The sequence below is a fragment of the Leptolyngbya sp. NK1-12 genome (assembly GCF_032598965.1).
In the GTDB taxonomy this organism is placed as follows: domain Bacteria; phylum Cyanobacteriota; class Cyanobacteriia; order Elainellales; family Elainellaceae; genus Elainella.
In genome coordinates, this window is the sequence record NZ_CP053587.1 from 420,342 (window position 1) to 443,283 (window position 22,942).

The window sequence follows — 22,942 nt, forward strand, 5'->3', positions numbered from 1 at the left end:
ATCTTGTCAAGTTAGCATCAAGTTCAAATCTCAATTGCTCCACCACTATCATAGATTTGATATTTGGTAGAGCAGTAATATCTTTGATATAAACTCCATCCTGTGTTACGCGACTGCATTTACCTGTTTGAAAAGTAGAGTAAATGCTAGCGGTTCATAAATTAACAAAATTGCCTTTGCTCCATTCTGGTTTCAGAGTGGTGAAGTTTCGCATTAGGGTGATTTATTTCGTTTGTTATTAGGGAACCATGAATGTTCATCTATTGATTCGTAGACTGCGTCGGCTTTTCTCACATTGGCTATTTCATCGCTGGCGCTGGGTTGGAGTCGCGGTTACGGTTTGTTTGGGTATCCTATTTGCCAGCGTGGCATTTTCACAGCAGCCGGTGCATGTCACAATGCTGACATCCGCTTTAGATGCGGCTCAAGAGCGCCACATTATTGAAGCATTTGAAGCCAAAAATCCTGATATTAAAGTTGACGTAATCGAGGGACCGAATGCCTCTAACCTAATTGAGGACCTCTATACGTCATCGTTTCTGCTGGGCGGTTCACCTTACGATCTGGTGATGATGGATATTGTCTGGTTGCCCAAGTTTGCGGCAGCTGGATGGCTGCTGGATTTATCGGATCGAGTCACCCAAGCTGATTTAGCCGATTTTCTACCTGCTGATGTAGAAGGCAGTCGTTACGATGACAAACTCTATCGGATGCCGATTCGCACAGACGCTGGCTTACTCTACTACCGAGAAGATCTGCTGCAACAGGCCGGTGTCGAACCGCCCGAAACCTTTGCCGATCTGATTCAAGTCTCGCAGCAGCTACAAGACTCTGATGTGGCCAATTGGGGCTATGTCTGGCAGGGTCGCCAATATGAAGGGCTTTCGGCCATGTTTCTAGAGGTGCTCGCCGGCTCAGGTGGTTTTTGGATCAATCCCGAAACTAGAGAAGTTGGCCTCGATCGACCCGAAACCCTGAAGGCGATTGAATTCCTCCGCAGTACAATCAGTCAGGGCGTTTCGCCTCCGGGTGTGACGACCTATCAAGAAGAAGAAGCGCGCCGATTGTTCCAGAACGGAGAGGCGGTATTCATGCGCAACTGGCCCTATGCTTTGCCTTTGACTAATTCAGAAGATTCGCCAATCAAAGGCAAAGTTGGGATTAAGCCAATGGTTCACGCTCCGAATCAAGAGAGTGCTGGCTGTTTAGGCGGTTGGGGATTGGGTATTGCCAGGTCTTCTCCCAATGTGGATGCGGCTTGGCGGGTAGTTGAGTATTACTCTAGCACCGAAGCTCAGCGCAATCTGGTGTTGAAGAATGGTTATTTGCCATCCCGTCGCTCGCTCTACACCGATCCACAAATCGTGCAGGAGTATCCCTATTTCCCCGACATGTTGGAAGTGGCGGAAAGTGCCGTATTGCGGCCTCCAGTGGCTCAATATGCCCAAGCCTCTGATATCCTTCAGCGCTACCTGAGTGCCGCACTGACTAATCGAATGGAGCCGGAACAGGCGATGCGAGCGGCGGCTGAAGAAACGCGCACCCTTCTGAAACGCTATGCCCCATCCTAAGGAGAACCCCATGACGGACACGATTCGGGCAAGAGAACAGCGGACGGGCTGGATATTATTGATTCCGGCACTGCTGGTGCTGCTCTTGGTCTATGCCTATCCCATTCTGCGGTCTTTCTGGTTGAGCCTGTTTACCCAAAACCTGGGTACCGAGCTACAGCCGGTGTTTTCAGGCTTAGAAAACTATGGGCGGATGGCCCAGGATGGCCGCTTTTGGCAAAGTATCATCAACACTACGGTCTTCACCATTAGCTCGCTGATTCTAGAGTTGATTCTGGGCATGGCAATTGCGCTAGTGCTCAATCAGGCGTTTCGGGGGCGCAGCACAGTACGGACAATTGCGATTATTCCCTGGGCGTTACCCACGGCGTTGATTGCTACTACCTGGGCCTGGATTTTCAACGCGGAGTTTGGTGTGTGGAATGACATTCTGATGCGGTTGAACATTATTCCCGAAGGTCAGGGTATTAACTGGTTGGGGGAACCGACTTTAGCGATGATGTCGGTGATTGCCGCTGATGTCTGGAAAACCACGCCGTTTATCAGCATCTTGCTGCTGGCTGGATTACAGTCGATTCCCGAAGATCTGTATGAGGCTCATGCCATTGATGGCGCATCTGCTTGGCAGAGTTTTCGGCAAATTACCCTGCCGCTGCTAATGCCCCAGATCCTGATCGCTTCGCTATTCCGGTTTGCTCAAGCCTTCGGGATTTTCGATTTGATTGCGGTCATGACAGGCGGTGGCCCAGCAGGTGCAACGGAAACCGTCTCTATTTATGTCTATGCCACAATCATGCGCTATCTAGATTTCGGCTATGGCGCAGCGTTGGTGGTGATTACCTTCCTGGTGCTGATTTTGGCGGTTGCCTTGGCTGCCGTCTTGCTGTCGAAAACTCGTACTGCCCTGAGAGGATAACCCATGACCACGACCCATCCGTCTGCCTATCCTGCGGCCAAAACCGATCGCGCCTTTTCACTGCGCAAAGTATTGCTGACGATTGGTGTAATATTCGTTGTGGTGTTCAGCCTAGCGCCAATTCTGTGGCAGGTATTGACGTCGATTAAAGTAAACGCTGATATTGCCGCGATTCCTAACGTTTACTTTCCCCGCCAATTTACACTGCAACACTATATCGAAATTTTCAACCGGCGTCCGTTTCTCAACTACATGCTAAACAGCTTTTTTGTGGCAGCCACGTCTACGCTGCTGTGTTTAGCCTTGGGTACTCCGGCGGCCTATGCACTAGCACGGCTGCGAGTGCCGGGTGAACGGTTTATTCTAGCGCTGGTGCTGATCGTAACGCTGTTTCCCTACATTCTGCTGTTCATTGGTCTGCTGGAAATTGTTCGAGCTACTGGGCTAGCAAATAACTATCTGGCGCTGATCATCCCCTACACGGCAATCAATATTCCGTTGACGATTCTGGTGATGCGCAGTTTCTTTCAGCAGTTACCCCGCGACCTGGAAGACTCGGCCAAAGTAGATGGCTACAACACCTGGCAGATGCTGGTGCAGATCTTGCTGCCTCTCACCACTCCGGCCCTCGTCACGACCGGCATTCTCGCCTTTATCGCCGCCTGGAATGAATTCATCTTTGCCCTCACTTTCATTACGCGCGAGTCGATGAAAACCATTCCGGTTGCCGTGGCCCAGATCAGCGGTACTGCCGTGTTTGAGATTCCCTACGGTGCCTTGGCCGCCGCGACGGTCGTGGGTACTTTGCCGCTGGTGATCTTGGTGCTGCTGTTCCAACGTCGAATTGTGCAAGGTCTAACGGCAGGTGCGGTGAAAGGATGATGTGGCTCTGGCTGACCCTATGGCAAGGCTATGGCCCAACGTAAGGGCGAAGCATTTGCCAAATAGTCCATAGCAGAGTCAGATAAATTTATCAGCATATGCTTCGCCCCTACTAATACCCAAACTCCAAACTTAAAACTCAAAACTCAAAACTTCCTAACGATCATGGCTAAACTTGAACTCCGACACCTGAACAAAACCTACAGTCCCAAAGTAATTCCAGTTAAAGATTTGAGTCTGGATGTGGATAATGATGAGTTTTTAACTCTTCTAGGTCCTTCGGGCTGTGGTAAATCCACGACGCTGCGGATGATTGCTGGACTAGAACAGCCAACTCGCGGTGATATTGTGATTGGCGATAAAAAAGTTACCTATGCAGCACCGGGCGATCGGAATATCGCGATGGTGTTTCAGAGCTATGCACTTTATCCGCATATGACCGTGTACGATAACCTGGCATCTGGACTAAAGCTGCGCAAAATGCATTCGGAAGAAATTCGTCGCCGCATTGCAGAGGTAAGTGGTTTTTTGGGCTTGGATAGCTTGATGGAGCGCAAACCAGGACAGCTCTCAGGCGGACAGCGGCAGCGAGTCGCGCTGGGTCGGGCCTTGGTGCGGCAACCGGAAGTCTTCTTGCTGGATGAGCCGTTGAGTAACTTGGATGCCCTATTGCGGGAACAGGTGCGAGCCGAACTGAAGCAAATTTTTGAATCGTTGCATACGCCGGTGGTTTATGTTACCCACGACCAAACCGAAGCGATGACGCTCTCCTCGAAAGTGGCCGTACTGAATGATGGCTATCTGCAACAGCTCGATCCACCGCGCCGCATCTATACTCATCCGGCGAATCGATTTGTGGCTGGCTTTATCGGCAGTCCCCAAATGAATCTGCTCGACTTGAACTGTGACCGGGGTGCCGCTGTGTTAGGCGACTATCGGATTCCTCTGCCCACGGGTGCAACCCCACCGGCTAGGATCACGCTGGGTATCCGTCCAGAGCATGTAGAGTTAGCCAATTCGGATGTGAATGGGGATACCCAAACGGTGCAGGGTAAAGTCATTCTGATGGAGAATTTAGGCATGAGTAATTTGGTCAGCATCCGCATCAGAGGTGCAGAGAATGTGACACTGCGTGCTTTAATTCCTAGCGATCGCGCTTGGCGCGAAGAAATGATTACTTTAGCATTGCCGTCGGAACATATCCATTGGTTTGATGTGGAGACGGGAGAGCGTCTATTCTCGGAACCACTGCAGATACCAACAGCCCACCCCCAAACCCAACAGCTAGATATCCGCTCAACCTAGTGACGGTTGATACGCTAAGCCTTAAGGACAAGTAAAACTCGGTAGGTAAAAGGGCGCTCTTTGGGGTGCCCTTTTCTGGGTATACGGTGTGTTTATAGGGTTGTATCTGGAGTGGCGCTACTATAACGGATACCAATTAGCTTAACATTTCTCCTTTCACCCGACAGAGGTTGGCAAATCGGCAAATCGGTATGTTGAAGGAATCAAGTCTAAAACGGAGTTATATCCGTTAACACACGATTTGACTTCATTAAGTTAAGGAAACGACAATGTCAGCACGTAATTTTGCCCTGTTTAGTGGTATCTTCTTTATTGCCATTGGCATACTTGGTTTTGTTCCAGGTATGGTCAGTATACCTCCAACTCAGCCTGATCCAGAACTGATAGTGAATACAGGCTATGGCTATTTATTTGGTTTGTTTCCGACCAATCTAGTGCATAACTTAGTGCATATCGCAGTAGGCGTCTGGGGCGTTACTTCAGCTCGTACTCCCAAAAGCGCTATCTTGTATTGTCAGGCGTTTGCAATTCTGTATAGCTTGATTGCGGTGATGGGCCTGCTTCCTGGCGCTGGCACCACCTTTGGCTTGATGCCAATCTTCGGCGGCAATGTGCTGCTGAATTTGGCTACGGCAGCGATTGCGGCCTACTTTGGCTTTATCAAGGTATCTGGAATTGACGTGGGGCCAGAAGATAAAGGTCGGGTAGCCAGTTAGAAGCATAAGCTAGGAGCATATTAATGAAAGCAGTTTGCTGGCACGGTGCCCATGATGTGCGTGTAGAAACGGTTGCCGATCCCAAAATTCTGAATCCGCGCGATGCGATTCTCAAAGTTACCGCCACAACGATTTGCGGTTCCGATCTGCATATCTACGATGGCTATATTCCCACGATGCAGGCCGGCGATATCATGGGGCACGAATTCATGGGCGAGATCGTGGAAGTGGGGCCAGAAGTGCGGAAACTGAAGCGGGGCGACCGAGTCGTGGTGTCTTCAATCATTGGCTGTGGTCAATGCTATTTTTGCTCGCAGCAAATGTGGTCGCTCTGCGATAACTCGAATCCGAATGGTTGGATGCAGGAGCCTTTGTTCGGCTTTAGCACCTCTGGTATTTTTGGCTACTCTCATCTGTTCGGTGGCTATGCCGGGTCGTTTGCCGAATATATTCGGATTCCCTTTGCTGACTATGGTGCAATTCGCGTCCCCAATGGCATTCCCGATGAAAAGATTCTGCCCATTTCGGATGCGTTTCCAACTGGTTACATGGGCGCAGAGCTATGCAATATTCAACCTGGGGACATCGTGGCGGTGTGGGGTGCTGGTCCAGTCGGCCAGTTCGCGATGCTGAGCGCTCAACTGCTGGGAGCCGAACGGGTGATTGCGATTGATCGAGTTCCAGAGCGGCTGGCATTGGCTCAGCGGTTTGCCAAAGCAGAACCAATTAACTACGAAGAAGTAGATGCTGGTGAAGCTCTCAAGGAAATGACTGGCGGACGTGGTCCCGATGCCTGTATTGATGCGGTTGGCCTGGAAGCGCATGGCATGGGCGCTGAAGGGCTTTATGACAAAGCTAAGCAAGCGGTGCGGTTGGAAACGGATCGTCCCCATGTGCTGCGCCAAATGATGGTAGCCTGTCGCAAGGGCGGTACCCTATCGGTGATGGGGGTTTACAGTGGCTTTGTCGATAAGCTGCCGATGGGTGCGGCCTTCAATAAGGGCTTGACGTTCCGCATGGGCCAGATGTTTGGGCAGAAATATATCCCAATGCTGGTAGATCTAGTCGAGCAGGGAAAAATCGATCCATCGCAGGTGTTCACTCACCAGTTGCCGCTGGAACAAACCAAACAGGGCTTCGAAATGTTTAAGCACAAGCAGGACAACTGCATCAAAGTGTTGCTTAGACCCTGAGTAGCGTTCCCGGATCAGTCGATGTTTTTCTAGTTTGAAATTCAACCCTCTTATCCGCAAAGAACTATGAAACCGGAAGAATCCTTTAATCCCAATGCGCCCCAACCGACTGGGGTACAGCGAGATAGCGAAACGCCATTACCGAAAAAGCCTTCATTTTTGTATCTCGCTAGTATCACGATTGGTGTTCTCATAATTATTCTATTAGCAGTCAGCGCTTATCACGGTATTACTCACTAATCGGTGAGTAATAAATATCCGATTGTTCCTCCTAAAACGTTCATAACGTTTAGTTTCAGTCGATCGAAAATGAATTCGTTTGGATCACTAGACTTGGATTGATCCCCCTAAATCCCCCTTGATAAGGGGGACTTCAAACCACTGTGCCCGGTTCCCCCCTTCTGTAAGGGGGGTTAGGGGGGATCTCAACAGGATTGCGATCTACTGAGTTTGTCTGTTATGAGCTTGGGGAAGCGACCGGATTTAATCGTGCAAGCAGTAGATGCTGAATTGTCTTCAAATACATTCTGTGAATAAGTAGGTAGGTGAGCCGGTGGGATATAGAGTAATGGTTCCTGTAACGTAACTAGTTAAGTGAAGCATACTGGGGGAAGCATGAAGTTTAAACCACGGCGTTCAATTCTGATCCTGCTGATTGTGATCCTTGGAGCTGCCAGCTTGGGCTATGCTCTCGAACTGTCTTTACCAACTCGTGCTCCGCTCTTAAGCAGTACACTAACGCCCAGCGCCCAACCCACGGCTCAGGAGGTTGGCTCTTATGATGTGATGGGTATCAGTGTGGACCGGGCAACCGCAGCGCAATTGCTGCAAACCGAGGCGGGTCGGATTGAGTTGGCTCCCGAGAACGGAGCGGTGGCCGTCACCGAGGATTTGATTAATCTAGGCCGGGATGCCTTTTACCGGGAAACCTTTGGCAACGAGTATTTCTTCACCGATGTGCTGGGTGCCATCGATGGCCCAATTAACCTAATTAGCGTCAGCAAAGCCATTCTGGCTCTAAAAGGTCAGCCCACAACCAATTTGCAAATTGTGCTAGATCGGGATGTGACCGTCGGTGGGCGAGAGTTTCCAGCGGGGACCGTGCTGAATACCGGGTTAGATGTGCCGGCTGGATCGCTGATTCCGTTGGGAATGCAGATCCACAAACAGGGCGCTAAAATTCGCGTCGGTTTGACTTGTGCGCTTTGCCATGCCTCGGTGGATATGGCGAGCGGACAGATTGTGGAAGGCGCACCCAATGCCGATTTGGATACGGGCTTACTGCAAGCGTTTGGCACGAACTCTGCGGCCATGTTTCGCCAAACTGGTGTAAATCCACTCACGATTCCTGTTGGCAATCGTGCTTATATCAACGCGGCGGGAGAAGTGGATCACCTGCCCGATCCTGAAGCATTAGAAGCGGCAGTAGATGCCCAGTTCCTAGCTTGGCCGCCTGGTAATTTCGATTCAACTCCCGATAACGTCAACAACCCATCCCAAAATCCGTCTTCCTACACGTTCCAATCCTATCCTTACGGCTGGAGCGGTTTTTCTGCAGTGGGCTGGTTCCACGGACTGAGTACGCTCAACAATAACGTTCACGCCACCAATTCCGATCCTACTACCGGCTCCTATGCTAGCCAAGCTCTACTGGGAATGGATAAGGAAACCTATCTCGGCGTAATTCTGCAAAATTCAGCTAATCCCCTATTCCGCTTGCCCGCAGGCGCTAAACCGTCCGAGTTTCTGCAAGCCCACGACCCCACACCCGGCACACCCGCGATCAACGAAGTAATCAAAATGCCAGGGTATCCCAAAGGTTCACCATTTATGATCGATGGCTTCATGGCTAATTCACCAGGTTTTCCAGTTGCGGCTCAAATTAACGGTATGTCGGCCTATCAGAACACTCTGGCTCCACCGCCCCAGCCTACCGCTGACGAAACAACGCTGCATCGAGGGGCTGCCGTATTTGAGCAAGCGAACTGCGCCCAATGTCATAGCGGACGTTACTTCACGAATCACGACGTTATTCCAATTGACGAAATTAAGTCCCAACCTTCACGCGCTAAAGCACTCGCCAAACTGCCGCAGATTTTTGTGCCACCCGAAACCTATCCCAGCAATGTGCCTGTCCCCCTGCCGCCCGATCCGTCGATCATCTCGGTGCCCATGGGCATTACACCTGAGCAGTCTCTCCGCCTCGCCTTTGCAATGGATAATGCGGGTGGCTACAAAGTCCAGAACCTGATTGGGCTTTACCTGAGTGCCCCCTATTTGCACGATGGTGGGGTGGCCGCGAGTCGTGAAGCCTTGCAGCCCGATGCAAATGGGCATTACAGTGTGGCTAAACCCGAAGCAATGGGCATGGCTGGCACGCTGATGCAGCAAATTCCTGCCGATCCTGAAGCTAGCCTGCGAGTTCTGCTCGATCGAGACCTACGGGCGGCTGCGGTGGCGGCCAATCGCGCCCATTCCGATCTGCAGGCAACCCATGTGGATGGTAGCGGTCATGAATATTGGGTGGATCAACAAGCAGGCTACACACCTCAAGAGCAAACCGATCTAGTGCAATTTCTACTCTCGATCGATGATGCACCACTCGTGTTACCAGCTTCCAATCAAGAATAGATTAGCTGCCCATTGTGTTTTGCGTTACAGACGTTATGCCGGTCTAATTCACCTTTCTGGGTACTCGAACATAATCCCAGAGAAGAGGTTTGTAAAGCGGTTTTCGATTGTAATAGGAGTGTCACGCTACTGGTACTACACCTTTGATTATTGAGGTGATTATTAAGGACCAGTAGCTTGATTCGTTCATAACCTTTGCCAATATCGTTCATTTTTTGGAGTGTGATTCATGCAAGGACAAGGAAAAACCACCCAAGGTCATTATTTTCAGCGTTACCTCTCGCTAATTCCCGTGCTTGCTGTACTCGCTATTTCAGTCGCCTTCACCACCTGGGTACTCTTCAACGCGGCATTTCCCGATCTGCTATTTCACCCGATGCCGTAATTTGAGCTGCTGAGTATACAGTAGCCAGTTCTGGGTAGACAAGTAGCCCCCTTCTCTGGAATGCTAAAAGACAATAATCTTCCATTCTGGGGGCTTTCAAACCATTTTCCGGCATTACTGAATAAAGCTATGAATCGTGCAGTCAATTGTCATCTCGGCAGCCCCCTAAATCCCCCAATGCTGCGGGACTTTGATGGCTTGATTCCCCCAAAGTTGGAGGGCCGCATCTCCCTCCCCTCGTTCGGCGAGGCTCTCGAGCCGCATCTCCCGCATCTCCTCACCCTACCGCTCAGCAAAGGACACAACTCATGGACCCCATACAACTCAGTAAAGAACTGCGAGAAGGCACCAGTTCCGATCTAGAGCGTCGCCGCTGGATTGTTGGACTTTCGGCAGTTAGTGCTTCGATGGCCCAAATTGTAACGCTTTACCAAATGGGTATTCTGAAACAGCTTCCCGATCTGCCAATTCCGTTTGTGGATTCAGATCGAGTCGATGCATCGGCCTATGCCTATAGTCGCCTGAATACGCCCGATGGTCCGCTCATGCTGGTCAATTACGGGATTACGGCCTGGTTGACTACGACCGGCGGCGAAAACCGTGCTAAAGAAGCTCCGCTGATCCCGATTGCAATGGGTGTGAAGCTGTTGATCGATGCGATTGCAGCAGTAGAACTGGCTCGTGAAGAATGGAGTGAAAATAAGGCGTTTTGTGAGTATTGTCAGGTGGCGACGCTCTGCTCATTTGCGTCCTTAGCGCTAGCGGCTCCTGAAGTGATAACTGCGGTTCAAACTTTGTTGGGTCAGAAAGATTAGCACGTTTCTAATAATGGAGTGTTAATGATGTAGCGTCGGTTGGGGTATAGTCTGGCTGAGGGACGGTTGCCGTAAGGCAGGACGCCGACAGAGATACACTAACGGTCCGAATAGGGGCATCCAGGTGAGCCATTCTGTTCGTCCAGCCGCAGACCAGCCCCGCCGCGCCCGATCATCGCCCCAGAGGGTAGGGTAGGGAAAGAGCAGGCAAAACAGACAAAAAGCCAAACTCATGCCGTTGACAAATCGATTGGTTTGAAACTCATAGACAAAAGCGGCCCAGTCGCCAAATAGCAGGCCGTAGGCGAGCAGAATTGCTGTGCTAACAGTAAGGATAACTCCGGTTGAACGCGCATCCATCAGCGCTAACCAGGCGTCTTTCTCGCCGCTAAATTCCTGATTCGGCTGGCGCATAGCTAAGTAGGGAATCAATCCCAGCACGCCGGTACCCATGGCCGCCAACATAAACGCCCAGGCCGGTAGATCCTGCATCCGACCGTCCGCAAAGGTCAGGCAACTATAGATCAGCAACCAGATACCAATCAAGCTAAATAAGGCGATCATCACTGGATTAACAGATGGTAATTGGCCGCTGAACAAGGTTTGAAGGGGTTGAAATGTATCAGCCTGGATAGGCGGAGCAAACAGCAGAATATAGGCAATGAAGCCCAGCCACACTATCCACAGGAGCGTTTGTCGCATTTTAATTAACCTTTTTTGTGAGCTGTTACAGTGCCTTTTTATTGTTGGGGTTCGGCTGAGAAAGCAACACTGGCTGGGGAAAGATTGCCCACCCGAACAAATTCTGTTTTGTAGAACACAGCGTCGCGCAACATCAAATTTGCTACTCGAACGGCTAAATTTCAAGCCTATCTATAGACAGAGGTAAATCAACCGCCGCTCCATAAAGATAAAGCAAGCCGGAGCAATTGATAGGTATACAGCCTTTTTCAGGCTAATGAAGTACGAAAAACGGGGTGCAGGGGCAGTGCCCCTGCGTGGGGGTGAAGCCCCCACGCCCCCTATACCTCACATGAGTGAAAAACACTGCAAGTACAAGATAAAAAATGGAAAATTATGATGTAGTGATCATTGGTGCGGGACATAATGCGCTAGTTTGTGCTGCGTACTTGCTGAAGGCCGGCTATCAGGTGCTGTTGTTAGAGAAGCGGACTATTCCTGGCGGAGCTGCTACCACCGAGGAACTGATGCCAGATGAAGCTCCTGGATTTCGCTTCAACCCTTGCGCGATTGACCATGTGTTTATTCACCTTGGCTCGGTTATACAAGAGTTAGAGTTAACCAAGTATGGCCTAGAGTATCTATTCTGCAATCCGGTCGTATTTTGCCCCCATCCAGATGGCAAATACTTCTTGGCCCATCGCTCGATTGAGAAAACCTGTGCGGAAATTGCCCGCTATAGTCCTCGTGATGCGGAAAAGTACGCTGAGTTTACCAACTTTTGGCAGCGGATGGTAAGCATGGTGACACCGATTTTTAACGCGTCGCCGAAGTCATTGGTAGATATAGCTGGAAATTACGACCTCCGCAAACTGAGCGATTTGTTTTCGCTGCTAAATGGTGCTGACGAAACGCTGGATTTGCTGCACACGATGCTGAGCAGCCCGATGGATATGATCAATGAATACTTTGACTCCGAGTTCGTCAGAGCACCGTTGGCCCGCTTAGCAGCCGAACTGAGTACGCCGCCTTCGCAGAAAACCATGACGGTTGGTTCGATGATGATGTCGCTACGGCATGATCCGGGCATGGCTAGACCCAAAGGCGGTACGGGAGCTTTAACCGATGCCTTGGTGCGCTGTGTGCAGGACTTGGGCGGCAAGATTCTCACCGAACAGCCGGTACAACGAGTCCTGATCGATGACGGACGAGCCGTGGGCGTGCGCTTGACCAACGGCCAAGAGTATCGCGCTAAACGAGGCGTAATTTCGAGTTTGGATGCTAAGCGTCTGTTTCTCGGCCTGATCGATCCGGCTGAGGTAGATGCGGTGGCTCCGCGGTTGCGGGAACGGGTAGATCGGCGGATTCCCATGCATAATGAAGCGATTCTCAAAATCGACTGTGCTCTGGCCGAACCGCCGCGCTTTGTGCATCACAATCACCAAGACGAATATCTGATGGGTTCGGTGGTGATTGCCGATTCGGTGGTACAGGTGGAGTTGGCCCATACCGATCCACAAATAGGCCGAATTCCTTTAGATGATCCGTCGATGTATTTAGTAGTACCAACAATGCGCGATCCGTCAATGGCTCCAGCGGGCAAGCATACGCTGTGGATCGAGTTTTTTGCCCCATACCAGATTGCTGGTGCCACCGATGGACTAAAGGGCACCGGCTGGACCGAAGCGCTGAAAAATCAGGTGGCTGACCGCGTATTAGAGAAGCTAGCCGACTACGCGCCGAATCTGCACTCGGCTATTATCGCTCGCCATGTCGAAAGCCCACCAGAACTGGAAGAGCGCATCGGGGTGCTGAAGGGCAATTATTATCATCTCGATATGTCTTTAGATCAAATGATGTGCTTCCGGCCTCTACCTGAATTGGCTAACTACCAAACGCCAATCGAAGGACTCTATCTGACCGGAGCTGGCACCCATCCGGGCGGTTCCATTTCGGGCCTGCCGGGACGCAACTGTGCCCGTGTGTTTTTGCAATCTCAGCACCCTATTGGTCAACGCCTAACCGATGTCGCTGATGCCCTCAAGTCTACAGCTAAATCGGTTTTTAAGTTGTAAATTACAAATCCTTAGAGCTTGTTTGTAAACAAAGATTGAGATCCCCCTAAATCCCCCTTAAAAAGGGGGACTTCAGAGATTTGACTCGGTTCCCTCCTTAAATAAGGAGGGTTAGGGAGGATCAGATGGGAAGTCGATTCTAGCCTCTTAAAATTCATTTATAAACAGTCTCTTAGACTGTAAATCCTGTTATGTACGAGAGCGGGCAGACAGTCGATTAATAGTGCCCTACTGTAAGAACAGAGACTCTTGCGCAGATATCATGATTTCTGTCGCGATTCTCCCCTGTTTTGTATTTGGCGATGGAAATTAGTCATGCTTTTATGGAGCCTTTAATTCTTGCAGTTGATGATTGTATAGGCGCGTATAGGCTCGATTCCGAACCGTTAGCGCTAGGACACCAACGAGTCGGACATCAGCAAATTGATCAGTCTGGGTGCAATTGCCTCGACCGGTAGAACCCAATCCACACAGCCTGTGTTGATTGCCGCGTTTGGCATACTAAAGCATCTGGATGTCGCTTTATTTTGAGCAATCACAATTCCACCGTGTTGTTTAATCGCTGCGGCTCCTAAGGCTCCATCACAGCCCCTTCCAGTTAAAATGACTGCAATTGCCCGTCTTTGGTAAACCGATGCGATTGACTTCAGCATTAGATCAGCAGCAGGGCGGCAAAAATTAATTCTCTCTTCACTACTAAAATGTAAGGTTCCTTCCAGAGTCATGAGCAGATGCTGATTCGGAACTGCGGTGTAAATAGTGCCGGGGCGCAATAACTCTCCTGCTTCTGCCTGCTTGACTCGCAGAGCTGTGTGTCGCTTTAGGATGCGGGCTAAGTGAGACGGATAGCGTGGGCTGAGATGCTGCACAATCACAATCGCCGCAGGAAAACTAGCGGGTAGCTCCGATAGGATGGTTGCCATTGCCTGCAAACCGCCCAGAGACGCCGCGATTCCAACCACACGATAAGCAATGTTGGGGAAGTAGTTGTAAACCCATTGCTGCGAGCTACTGATCACCTGTACGGGCATACCTAATTTCCCTTGGTAAGTGTTTATAATCGCAAACTTGATTGTGGCAGCCAGCCTTGCAGCTAACACGATTGCTGTTGAACAGCGCGAGAAACGTAAACAGCACGAGAAACGTAATGTTTCTTTAAGTACGCCAACGTACATACGTTTCATTTTAAGAAAAATAGAGTCCCTTGTGTACGCAATTGTACATAAAAATTTTACACAGAAGCTACTTTGCAGCAGAGCCTAATCGGGGAGGTGTCTGACATTGATAAGGAATAGTTCGCGAAAACTGGCTATCAATCTATGCCTGCTGAGTTAGATCCTAAACAAAATCGGCTGCTGGCAGCCCTGTCATCTGAAGAGTACGATCGCTTCTCGCCGTACTGGGAAATCGTGCCGTTAGAGTTCAAACAAATCCTGTATTCCCCCAACGAGCCGATTTCCTACGTTTATTTCGTTCTAAATGCGGTAGTTTCAATGGTCCAACTGGATCAATCTGGCTCGATTGTGGAAGTAGCTACGGTAGGCAAAGAAGGATTCGTTGGAGTGCCAGTTTTACTTGGGGCAACCCAAATGCCCGGTGAAGGATTTAGTCAAGTTCCTGGGTATGCGGTGCGGATGCGGGCTGATATTTTTACTCAAGAGGTGACACCCAAAACTGAATTGTATGCCCTGTTGCTGCGATATACCCAAACGTTGTTTAACCAGATTGCTCAATCTGCGGCGTGCAATCGCCTGCACTCGATTGAAGAACGCTTCTGCCGCTGGATGCTGATGACCCATGACCGCGTCGGGAAAGATCAGTTTCCGCTGACTCAGGAGTTTATTGCCCAAATGCTGGGTGTGCGTCGTGCAGGTGTCAGCGTGGTAGCTTCCACGATTCAAAGAGCAGGGTTCATCAGCTACAAACGAGGCAAAATGACAATTCTTGACCGAGACGGTTTGGAGTCTTCAACCTGCGAATGCTACCGCATGATTGCCGCAGAGTTTGATCGGCTGATTGGTGGTAAATAGGGGTTTTGCTTGGCTGCAACAATTTTCAAAATTAACGCATTTATCTGGATGAACTGAACGAAGCCACCGATTTATCGTTGGGGCTGAGCTTGCTGCAACTGATTGGACTAGAAGGGGATGTGGTATCAGAGCGGGGGCGGAAGCTGATTAGCCGCACGTATCAAGAGATCAGGGAGGTTGAAGACCGGCGAAAGTTTATAGAATTAATTGAGACTGTGTTTGTCTATAAATTTCCACCTAATCCCTTTCCCAGCAGAAACAGGGAAGCAGCTTCAAAGCCCCTCTCCGAGTCGGAAGGGGCTTGGGGAGAGGTTCTTCCCCCACCTCCCCTCTCCCACTCACTCCCTGCGGCGATACAACAGCAAAATACTCATCACCTCATCCGAGTTGGGCACGGGCAATATCCGACTCCAAGAACCGGCATCGGCAATGCCAGCTTGATGCTGCCGGTGAATCATCTCGCGCACGCCTTCGGTAGAGCCAATTAGAATCAAGCGGAGACGCTCACGGTTATCAAAATTGGAACTGGAAGGAGAATTAGGTGGATTCGTTGGGAACGGTAAATCGGACAGAAACTCGTCTGCCATGGAAATACTCCTTGGAATGTTTGGGGTTGGAAGAAACCCCAAAAATTTAGCCACCCCGCCAAGCACAGCGCAGGATGGCCAAGAGGAGTGTTACAATACTCCACTAGCCTCCCAGACTGGTGTGTTCAGTCGAAGGGGTTAGTCGCCCTGGTGCTGGTGTCAACAGCTAGGGGCGACGGCTAAATTTTTGGGTAGCCGGATTGTGCCCACAGAAGCAACAATCTTAATCTGATACATTACCGGGATTGCGCTACAAATGCAACCGCATCAAGAAAATTTAATCAGCGGTGATATCAATTCATCAGGATGCACAGAATTGGCACCTGCTATTTTCCGGATCTCCCCTACCTTGCGGGAAAGCTACGCCTAATAAAAGGGGGGAACCATAGGCGAAGCCTGTGCGCAGCACATACCAACCGTGGTTTGAAGTCCCCCTTCATCTACGAAGGCGCATCCCCGCTGGGGTTTAGGGGGATTGTGCGATGCACACGCTGCGCGAACAGACCCAAGTTTAGTGATCCACAGTGCATCCGGGGTCAAATCTCGTCTGGAACTAAAATTCGGCCTTTATGTTCGGTTTGATTACCAGTTTGATTACTAGCTTGATTATCCGCATTGTATTGCTGCAAAATCATTTGACCAATCGTTCTAGCTTCTCCCGGTTTCACCAGCGCCACACATGCTCCACCAAAGCCAGCCCCCGTCAGCCTTGCACCCCAGACGGCAGGTGTGTTTTGCAGCAAGTCTACCAGGTGATCGAGACCGGCAACAGACACTTCGTAATCATCACGCAAACTTTGATGCGAAGCATTCATCAGTTCGCCAAAGCGCTGGGCCGAAACGCCTTGACTCGCCTCCAAAACACGGTTATTTTCGGTAATTACATGACGGGCACGTTGTTGCAGTGGGGATGGTAACGTTTCCACTTGGTTAACATCCGTGACATCTCTCAAAGCTGGAACCTTCAGAATTTGGGCGGCGGCTTCGCATTCGGCTCGGCGCTGATTGTAGCCACTGTCAGCCAGGGTGCGGGGAATGCCGCTGTCGATCACCAGAATCTCGCTCTCTGCCGGTAAGGGCAACAGTCGCCGTTCTAGCGTGCGCGTATCGAGAAACAGCAAATGCTTAGTATCCGCTAGGCTGGCCGCCATTTGATCCATAATGCCGCACTGCACGCCCGCATACTCAATCTCAGCCTGTTGCCCCAGTTGCGCCAACTGCACCGGATCGAGATCCAACTCCAGCAGCGACCGCAGCGCTTTTAGCGTCGCAATTTCCAAAGCCGCACTGCTCGATAAGCCAGACCCGATCGGGACTGTAGAGGTGACTAGAACATTCAATGGCGGCACCTTATGACCCAATTTTTCTAACACCTGAATGCAGCCGAAGATATAGCGGCCAAAGCCAGAGGAAACCGGATCGGTGGGAGCCACATCCACCTGTGCCGCTAGTTCAACTGAGTAGAAGTGGTGACGCGGATTGGGGCTAATGCCGATATACACCGTGGTCTGTTGGGGAATGGCAGTTGGCAACACAAAGCCATCGTTGTAGTCGGTGTGCTCGCCCAGCAGGTTGACTCGTCCGGGAGCGCTGGCCCATACCTCAGGGGAGTCGTTAAAAATTTGCTGAAAATCCATGATTAGCGCTCCAGAGGTAACGGTCGCAAACGTCCGGCAATTTCGGCAGCAGGCCAAGTCGGATCAAAGGTCAGATTCTCCAGGCTGCCATCCGCCAACAGCACAAACGTGTCTTCGATTTTAGCTCCGGCCAAACTGGGATTCCAGGCCATTGCCATATTAGCTGTCAGGATCTCTGAGCAGGTGGGAGTGGCGATCACTTCGCGTGATAAATAGCCGGTCGTGCCACCTTGATGATGGTCCTGAATCGCATCCGGATAGCCCCATCTCTGGTAAGCCTGAGCCAACACCTCATATACCTGACTCAGCGCGGTTCCGGGCCGCGCCTGATTCAGACAGGCTGCCTCTATTTGCTGTACCTGATGATGCAGATCGGCCTCAACTGGCGTCAGGGAGCCAAAACACACAAATCGGGTGAGATTGGCGTACAAGCCATAGCCCCGCGCACAGAAGACCAGCATGGCAACGCGGCCCAGCAGCTCCTGAGTCGGAATCGGATGGCGATAGCGAGGCAGCCGCTTTTCTCCAGCCACTAAAGTGAGAGCCGGATGCAGCCCTCGTGACCACAGGGCTTCTGCCCCGGCCCCCGCCAGTTGATATTCACTCCAGGATGGTTCTGCTGCCAACAGTGCCTCGGTCATGGCTTCGCTGGCTAAGCGCCCCACTCGGCGATAGCGATCTAGCTCGTTAGGCAACAGGATGCGTTTATGCTGTATCAAAATCGCAGGCAATGGCGATTCTGTAGCAGCAGGGCGATCGCTGATCAGCGATCCGGCATTCGTAACTGTTTGAATAAACGTTTCTGCTGCGTCTGGATCGCTCCAGGGATGCACAAACAGCTTGTAGTGCTCAGCTAGCTCCGATCCCAACTCCTCGTCTTGAAAGCGCTGAGCTTCAATTTCGTTGGTGAGAATCCAAGCCGAATCAAGCGTAACCAGCACCTCTGCCACTCCCGTTTCTGCCGCCAACAGCACCGTATGGCAGGCTCCTGCCGTGGCCCAAGCAAACCAATCGGTGCCGCGCAACCGTATCCCGGTGGCTTGGGTTGCTTGCAATGCCTGCCGCATTAACTGAAGTTTGTGCTGAATTTCCGAGGCACGTGACATAGTGAACCAGCCTCCAATTAAGCCTGGTCGTTTGGCGATTCCGAGGAGTTTTGAGAGGTTTCGGCTTTGGCTTGAGTTGGACGTTCGGTCGCTGCTGGGTTCACCTCACCGCCTTGAGCGTTATAGGGATAGCCTTCAGCGTCTCCAACTAGGTCCTGAGGATCACTGGGAGTGGTGGCCGCAGAATCTAGCTCGCCGCTGTCATGGCTTTGCTTGATTCCGCTTCCTTTGTGGCTGGCATGTCCGCTACTCATGATTGTCTCCTATTGCGATAGGTTCTTGGCCGATATCAAATCCGATTTAATGCCCATATCTATTTGTGTACAGGCATCCTTTGTGTACGGCTGTGTACGGCTGTGTACGGGCGGTATTTTCTGCGAAATGGCTATGCCTACCGAACCATTCCGACGGAACTGACGGCTGATCAACCGAATTTGACATCGTCTTTTCATTCAAACCCGAATCACCACACCTTACCTCATCCTTCCAGAACATCCTGATGACCGAGATGACGTTTATATTAATTGCACTTGTGTTTACTGTTACGGCTTGAGGGCAATGTGGGGAGCAACAACAGTTGGAAAGCGCTCAAAATTGCGCCTGATCCAGTCCATTCCCACTTCGTTGTTTAATTTGATTCGTTGAGGTGTGTTGGCATAAATCTTTCCTAAAATCTGAGCGTCCTGCTCTACAACAACATCAACCAACTTCAGTAAATTACGTTTCAATAAATGGGCAAGGGGTGAATGGGCCTGCATATACAGCAAGATAAAGACACGAGACTGATGCTCAAATTCTGGAACATAGAAGTGACATTCCTTCAGACTCAAAAGCTGATTGTCTCCATGCATTAGCCCCATAAAGGGAAAGAAGTTTTCTAGGTGGGCTTCCAGGACTTTAGGCAGCGCGATCTGGGCTGGATTTCTGAGTATGTCGCGTAGGGTTGGTGGTTTGCGGGGTTGGGCTAGATACGCATGGGAATGAAAGCCTTCATCGATAAACTGCTTCACCTGCACCGATTCGATCTCAAAGAGTTCTCGATGCGTACCGTTTTGATGGTTGTAGTCGTGCATATTCAGCAGCAAACTCAGGAAGTCGGTAGCAATGCTTTGTTCTCCTGTGACGCCGATAAACTCGTACTCAGCTGCAATCTCGTTCATAATCGATGGAATTGGCAACTTTGGTTCATGCCCACCATAGGACCAGATCAACTCTCCCTGAACGATCAGTTTTAATGGTTGCAGGAGTGGTTGTGTAAATTTATTCGACCCTGGTAGAACGGTACAGCCATCCCGATCGAATTCCAAAGCATGGAAGGGACAAGCCACAGCGCTACTGCCATCGGCTCGCGGCACACACCAGCCTTCGGAGAGCATAGCACCCATGTGAGGACAGGCATTTGGCAACGCTGTAATTTCACCATTTCGATCCTGCCAAATCACATAATCTTGACCCAACAGCGAAAATTTTTGCGGCTGATTGAGCTTCAGCATCGAACGATGGGCCAACAGCCAGGGTGCGCCTCGCAATTGCTGCATAACTGCTTGAGATTTTACTTACTGATTAATTAGTCAGTTTATAGAATCCTTACTCTAGAGTCAATTGCAAGGTTGAAAAACCCTCCACTTGAGTCGCTTTCTGGTATGATTAGAAGACCAAGAAGGAATTGCGAACTGCCGTGGTTCGATCGAAAAAACGAGTTGTCAAATCCATCCGCGCCAATCGTGATGCCGAGTTGACTCAACGGCAAATTTTGGACGCTGCCGAGCAGGAATTTGCCTGCCACGGCCTTAAGGGAGCGCGGATGAGCGCCATTGCTGACCGAGCACAAGTTACAACCGCCACGCTGCACTACTATTTTGAGACGAAGGAAAACTTGTACAAAGCGGTGCTGCAACGTCCGGTGGATCAAATCCAAACCACGCTGGGGCAACTGAACCTCGACGGTTTATCCCCTGAAGCGGCCCTGAAACAAATCATTCGGATTGCCATTGCCAGCGAAGCTGAAAATCCGCAGCGCCAAATGCTGTGGTTTCAAGAAGCGAGCCAGAACCAAGGCCGCTATTTCAAAGAGTGCAATGTTTTGAGTCTGCACACCCACTTACTCAAGGTGCTAGAGCAAGGAATCGCTGAAGGATGTTTTCGTCCGCTCAAGCCATTTCTGGCCTTGACTCATATCCTGAGTGTTTGCCTGTTTTACTTCACTGTCCACGAAAACTGGAAGCATCTCACGCCAGAGGTGGATCGGCTCAGTCCAGACCAAGTCGAGGAACATACCGAAGCAGCAATCGCGTTTATTTTAGCTGCGGTGAAGCGAACCGCCGACTGAATGAACCAATGCCGGTGACGCCAGACACGGTATTCGCGGCACCCAAAGCAGCCAATCCTGAAGGACGGCGACGTGCCCATGAAAGCCAGTAGGTGAGCCAGATAATGACGGATGCAGGCTAGAAAGCCCTGCTTAATTGACATTGCCCTGGTAACGACATCAGGGATCAAACGAATGATTTGTGTCGTTACTCTTTGGTCTTCAAAATGGCAATCAGATCCAAACGATCACACTGTCGTCGCACCAGCGAACCGGAGGCCAGAGCGGCAATGAGAATCACAACCAGAGCAAAGGCGTAACTAACTCAACCCCCTCTAAAACAAGCGACCTACAGCGTTTTTCACTCATGTGAGGTATGGGGGGTGTGGAGGCTTCGCCCCCACGCAGAGGTACTGCCCCTGCACCCCGGTTTTCGTACTTCACTAGCCTGAAAAAAGCTGTAAAAAACTTGAAGGACTTGTGAGGCAGCTTGATCGTAAATAAATCGCAACGACCTCACAAGTTCCTCAAATTGTTGATCTAGCCTAAAATCACAGTCATCTAACCAGAGCGCGATACCGCAACAATCGCCTTCTGGTGCTTTCTGGTCTTAACAGATCTTGAGAGGTTGAGAATGAACATGATAGATTCAGCATCTACTTCAATATCAACTCCAGTACCCACTCCAATATCCACTCAAGCAACATCGCGAACTCGCACTGTGATCATGGGTGCAGCAGGGCGTGATTTTCACAATTTCAATGTCGTCTACCGTGACAATCCGCAAGTAGAAGTGGTCGCCTTTACTGCAGCTCAAATCACTGGTATTGCCAATCGTCGTTATCCGGCTGCACTGGCAGGTTCCCTCTACCCCAATGGCATTCCCATCGTCGATGAATCGGCATTGGAAACCCTCTGCACAGAGCAGCAGGTCGATCAGGTGATTTTTGCCTATAGCGATGTTCCTCATGCCCATGTCATGCATCTGGCTTCACGAGCGATGGCGGCTGGGGCAGATTTTAGCTTGCTTGGCCCCAAGCACACCATGCTAACAGCTAAAGTTCCGGTGATTGCTGTATCGGCGGTGCGAACCGGCTGCGGTAAATCGCAAACGACTCGCTGGCTCTCGAAACTGCTGCGGCAATGGGGCTTACGAGTTGGGGTAATTCGGCATCCCATGCCCTATGGCGATTTAGAGCGGCAGGCAGTACAGCGCTTTACCAGTCGAGCTGATTTGACGTTGGCAAACTGCACAGTGGAAGAGCGAGAAGAATATGAGCCACATCTGGAAGAGGGTAACTTTGTCTATGCCGGAGTTGATTATGCTGAGGTGATGAACTTAGCAGAGCAGGAATCTGATTTGATTCTCTGGGATGGCGGCAACAATGATTTCCCCTTCATTCGTCCTGATTTGCACATTGTATTGGTTGATCCACTGCGTCCCGGTCACGAAACCACTCATCATCCCGGTGAGGCCGTGCTGCGCATGGCAGATATTATCGTAGTCGCCAAAGTCAATGCGGCAGCAGCGGCTGATGTGCAACGAGTCACGGAAACGGCTCGATTGGTCAATCCCACGGCAACGATTGTGCGGGGGGCTTCGCCAATTCGGCTGAGCAAGCCAGAAGCGGTGCGCGGACGGCAGGTGCTGGTGGTCGAAGATGGCCCAACCACAACCCACGGGGGAATGCCCTACGGCGCAGGGTTTGTGGCAGCGACCCATGCCCATGCTCTAGAAATTGTCAATCCCCGTCCCTTTGCAGTTCCAGCGATTGCTGACGTGTATGCGACTTATCCTCACTTACATTCAGTCTTGCCAGCGATGGGCTATTCGGCTGAGCAGCTCAAGGCGCTTGCAGAGACGATTAACAACACGCCTGCCGATGTCGTGGTCTCTGCAACACCGATTGACCTGGAAGCACTGATTGACGTGAACAAGCCAATTGTGCGGGCTTACTACGAATTTGCTGAAGCCAGCGAACCCGGACTGGCCGCCCAGATCAAACAATTTTTGGCTCGCGCCGGAATTGGCGTTAAGCAGCCTTATATTAGCTCAAACTGAAGCGGGTGAAACTAGCATTGATTTTCGAGAACCTTCTAGGCA

21 protein-coding genes and 1 pseudogene are annotated in these 22,942 nt (G+C 50.8%); 15 read left to right on the forward strand and 7 right to left on the reverse strand.

Features of this window, described 5'->3' with window-relative positions:
• Nucleotides 1-248 precede the first annotated feature (248 nt).
• The 10 genes from HJG54_RS30180 to HJG54_RS30225 all read left to right on the forward strand — a co-directional run bounded on the left by HJG54_RS30180 (nt 249) and on the right by HJG54_RS30225 (nt 10,414).
• Nucleotides 249-1,571 carry an ABC transporter substrate-binding protein gene (locus tag HJG54_RS30180; RefSeq protein ID WP_316436812.1) on the forward strand — a complete coding sequence of 441 codons (1,323 nt, stop codon included), beginning with the start codon at nt 249-251 and terminating at the stop codon, nt 1,569-1,571.
• 10 nt (nt 1,572-1,581) lie between these two features.
• Nucleotides 1,582-2,487, forward strand: a complete 906-nt coding sequence (locus HJG54_RS30185) for a carbohydrate ABC transporter permease (RefSeq protein WP_036010626.1) — start codon at nt 1,582-1,584, stop codon at nt 2,485-2,487.
• Between the two features lie 3 nt (nt 2,488-2,490).
• Nucleotides 2,491-3,369 (forward strand): carbohydrate ABC transporter permease, encoded by an 879-nt coding sequence (locus tag HJG54_RS30190; RefSeq protein ID WP_316436813.1) that lies wholly within the window; start codon nt 2,491-2,493, stop codon nt 3,367-3,369.
• A 165-nt stretch (nt 3,370-3,534) separates the two neighbouring features.
• A complete protein-coding gene (locus HJG54_RS30195; RefSeq protein WP_316436814.1) occupies nt 3,535-4,674 on the forward strand; it encodes an ABC transporter ATP-binding protein in 1,140 nt (379 codons plus the stop codon).
• Between the two features lie 269 nt (nt 4,675-4,943).
• Nucleotides 4,944-5,390 (forward strand): DUF4383 domain-containing protein, encoded by a 447-nt coding sequence (locus tag HJG54_RS30200; protein ID WP_316436815.1) that lies wholly within the window; start codon nt 4,944-4,946, stop codon nt 5,388-5,390.
• Between the two features lie 23 nt (nt 5,391-5,413).
• Nucleotides 5,414-6,583 (forward strand): zinc-dependent alcohol dehydrogenase, encoded by a 1,170-nt coding sequence (locus tag HJG54_RS30205; RefSeq protein ID WP_316436817.1) that lies wholly within the window; start codon nt 5,414-5,416, stop codon nt 6,581-6,583.
• Nucleotides 6,584-6,649: 66 nt separating this feature from the next.
• Complete coding sequence (locus HJG54_RS30210) at nt 6,650-6,823, forward strand: hypothetical protein (RefSeq protein ID WP_316436819.1); 174 nt, start codon at nt 6,650-6,652, stop codon at nt 6,821-6,823.
• Nucleotides 6,824-7,198: 375 nt separating this feature from the next.
• On the forward strand, nt 7,199-9,214 hold the full coding sequence (locus HJG54_RS30215) for a di-heme oxidoredictase family protein (RefSeq protein WP_316436820.1): 2,016 nt from the start codon (nt 7,199-7,201) through the stop codon (nt 9,212-9,214).
• Nucleotides 9,215-9,443: 229 nt separating this feature from the next.
• Nucleotides 9,444-9,599 (forward strand): PsaJ asl3190, encoded by a 156-nt coding sequence (locus tag HJG54_RS30220; protein ID WP_036010635.1) that lies wholly within the window; start codon nt 9,444-9,446, stop codon nt 9,597-9,599.
• Nucleotides 9,600-9,907: 308 nt separating this feature from the next.
• Nucleotides 9,908-10,414, forward strand: coding sequence for a vitamin K epoxide reductase family protein (locus HJG54_RS30225; RefSeq protein WP_316436821.1), 507 nt, complete (start codon nt 9,908-9,910; stop codon nt 10,412-10,414).
• Nucleotides 10,415-10,435: 21 nt separating this feature from the next.
• Here HJG54_RS30225 and HJG54_RS30230 read toward each other — a convergent pair whose 3' ends face one another.
• Nucleotides 10,436-11,116 carry a hypothetical protein gene (locus tag HJG54_RS30230; protein ID WP_316436822.1) on the reverse strand — a complete coding sequence of 227 codons (681 nt, stop codon included), beginning with the start codon at nt 11,114-11,116 and terminating at the stop codon, nt 10,436-10,438.
• Between the two features lie 365 nt (nt 11,117-11,481).
• On the opposite strand from HJG54_RS30230, the gene crtO reads away from it, so the two are divergent.
• Nucleotides 11,482-13,170 (forward strand): beta-carotene ketolase CrtO, encoded by a 1,689-nt coding sequence (crtO, locus tag HJG54_RS30235; protein ID WP_316436823.1) that lies wholly within the window; start codon nt 11,482-11,484, stop codon nt 13,168-13,170.
• A gap of 392 nt (nt 13,171-13,562) precedes the next feature.
• On the opposite strand, the gene HJG54_RS30240 is transcribed toward crtO, so the two are convergent.
• Nucleotides 13,563-14,201 (reverse strand): chemotaxis protein CheB, encoded by a 639-nt coding sequence (locus tag HJG54_RS30240; RefSeq protein ID WP_316436824.1) that lies wholly within the window; start codon nt 14,199-14,201, stop codon nt 13,563-13,565.
• Between the two features lie 288 nt (nt 14,202-14,489).
• Here HJG54_RS30240 and HJG54_RS30245 point away from each other — a divergent pair, with 288 nt between their 5' ends.
• Both HJG54_RS30245 and HJG54_RS35635 read left to right on the forward strand, forming a co-directional pair.
• Nucleotides 14,490-15,200, forward strand: coding sequence for a Crp/Fnr family transcriptional regulator (locus HJG54_RS30245; RefSeq protein ID WP_316436825.1), 711 nt, complete (start codon nt 14,490-14,492; stop codon nt 15,198-15,200).
• Nucleotides 15,201-15,244: 44 nt separating this feature from the next.
• Nucleotides 15,245-15,424: pseudogene (locus HJG54_RS35635) on the forward strand (DUF2887 domain-containing protein); the annotation flags it as partial.
• A 114-nt stretch (nt 15,425-15,538) separates the two neighbouring features.
• Here the strand turns inward: HJG54_RS35635 and HJG54_RS30250 are convergent.
• The 5 genes from HJG54_RS30250 to HJG54_RS30270 all read right to left on the reverse strand — a co-directional run bounded on the left by HJG54_RS30250 (nt 15,539) and on the right by HJG54_RS30270 (nt 20,068).
• Nucleotides 15,539-15,787, reverse strand: a complete 249-nt coding sequence (locus HJG54_RS30250; protein WP_316436826.1) for a hypothetical protein — start codon at nt 15,785-15,787, stop codon at nt 15,539-15,541.
• Between the two features lie 536 nt (nt 15,788-16,323).
• Nucleotides 16,324-17,424, reverse strand: coding sequence for a galactokinase (gene galK, locus HJG54_RS30255; RefSeq protein ID WP_316436827.1), 1,101 nt, complete (start codon nt 17,422-17,424; stop codon nt 16,324-16,326).
• A 2-nt stretch (nt 17,425-17,426) separates the two neighbouring features.
• Complete coding sequence (locus tag HJG54_RS30260; RefSeq protein WP_316436829.1) at nt 17,427-18,530, reverse strand: M24 family metallopeptidase; 1,104 nt, start codon at nt 18,528-18,530, stop codon at nt 17,427-17,429.
• A gap of 17 nt (nt 18,531-18,547) precedes the next feature.
• Nucleotides 18,548-18,784 carry a hypothetical protein gene (locus tag HJG54_RS30265; protein WP_036010656.1) on the reverse strand — a complete coding sequence of 79 codons (237 nt, stop codon included), beginning with the start codon at nt 18,782-18,784 and terminating at the stop codon, nt 18,548-18,550.
• Between the two features lie 288 nt (nt 18,785-19,072).
• Complete coding sequence (locus HJG54_RS30270) at nt 19,073-20,068, reverse strand: Rieske 2Fe-2S domain-containing protein (RefSeq protein WP_316436830.1); 996 nt, start codon at nt 20,066-20,068, stop codon at nt 19,073-19,075.
• A gap of 140 nt (nt 20,069-20,208) precedes the next feature.
• On the opposite strand from HJG54_RS30270, the gene HJG54_RS30275 reads away from it, so the two are divergent.
• On the forward strand, nt 20,209-20,859 hold the full coding sequence (locus tag HJG54_RS30275) for a TetR/AcrR family transcriptional regulator (protein ID WP_316436831.1): 651 nt from the start codon (nt 20,209-20,211) through the stop codon (nt 20,857-20,859).
• Between the two features lie 706 nt (nt 20,860-21,565).
• The gene (locus HJG54_RS30280; RefSeq protein WP_316436832.1) at nt 21,566-22,900 is read left to right on the forward strand and encodes a cyclic 2,3-diphosphoglycerate synthase; all 1,335 of its coding nucleotides are present in this window, start codon (nt 21,566-21,568) and stop codon (nt 22,898-22,900) included.
• Nucleotides 22,901-22,942: the final 42 nt, after the last annotated feature.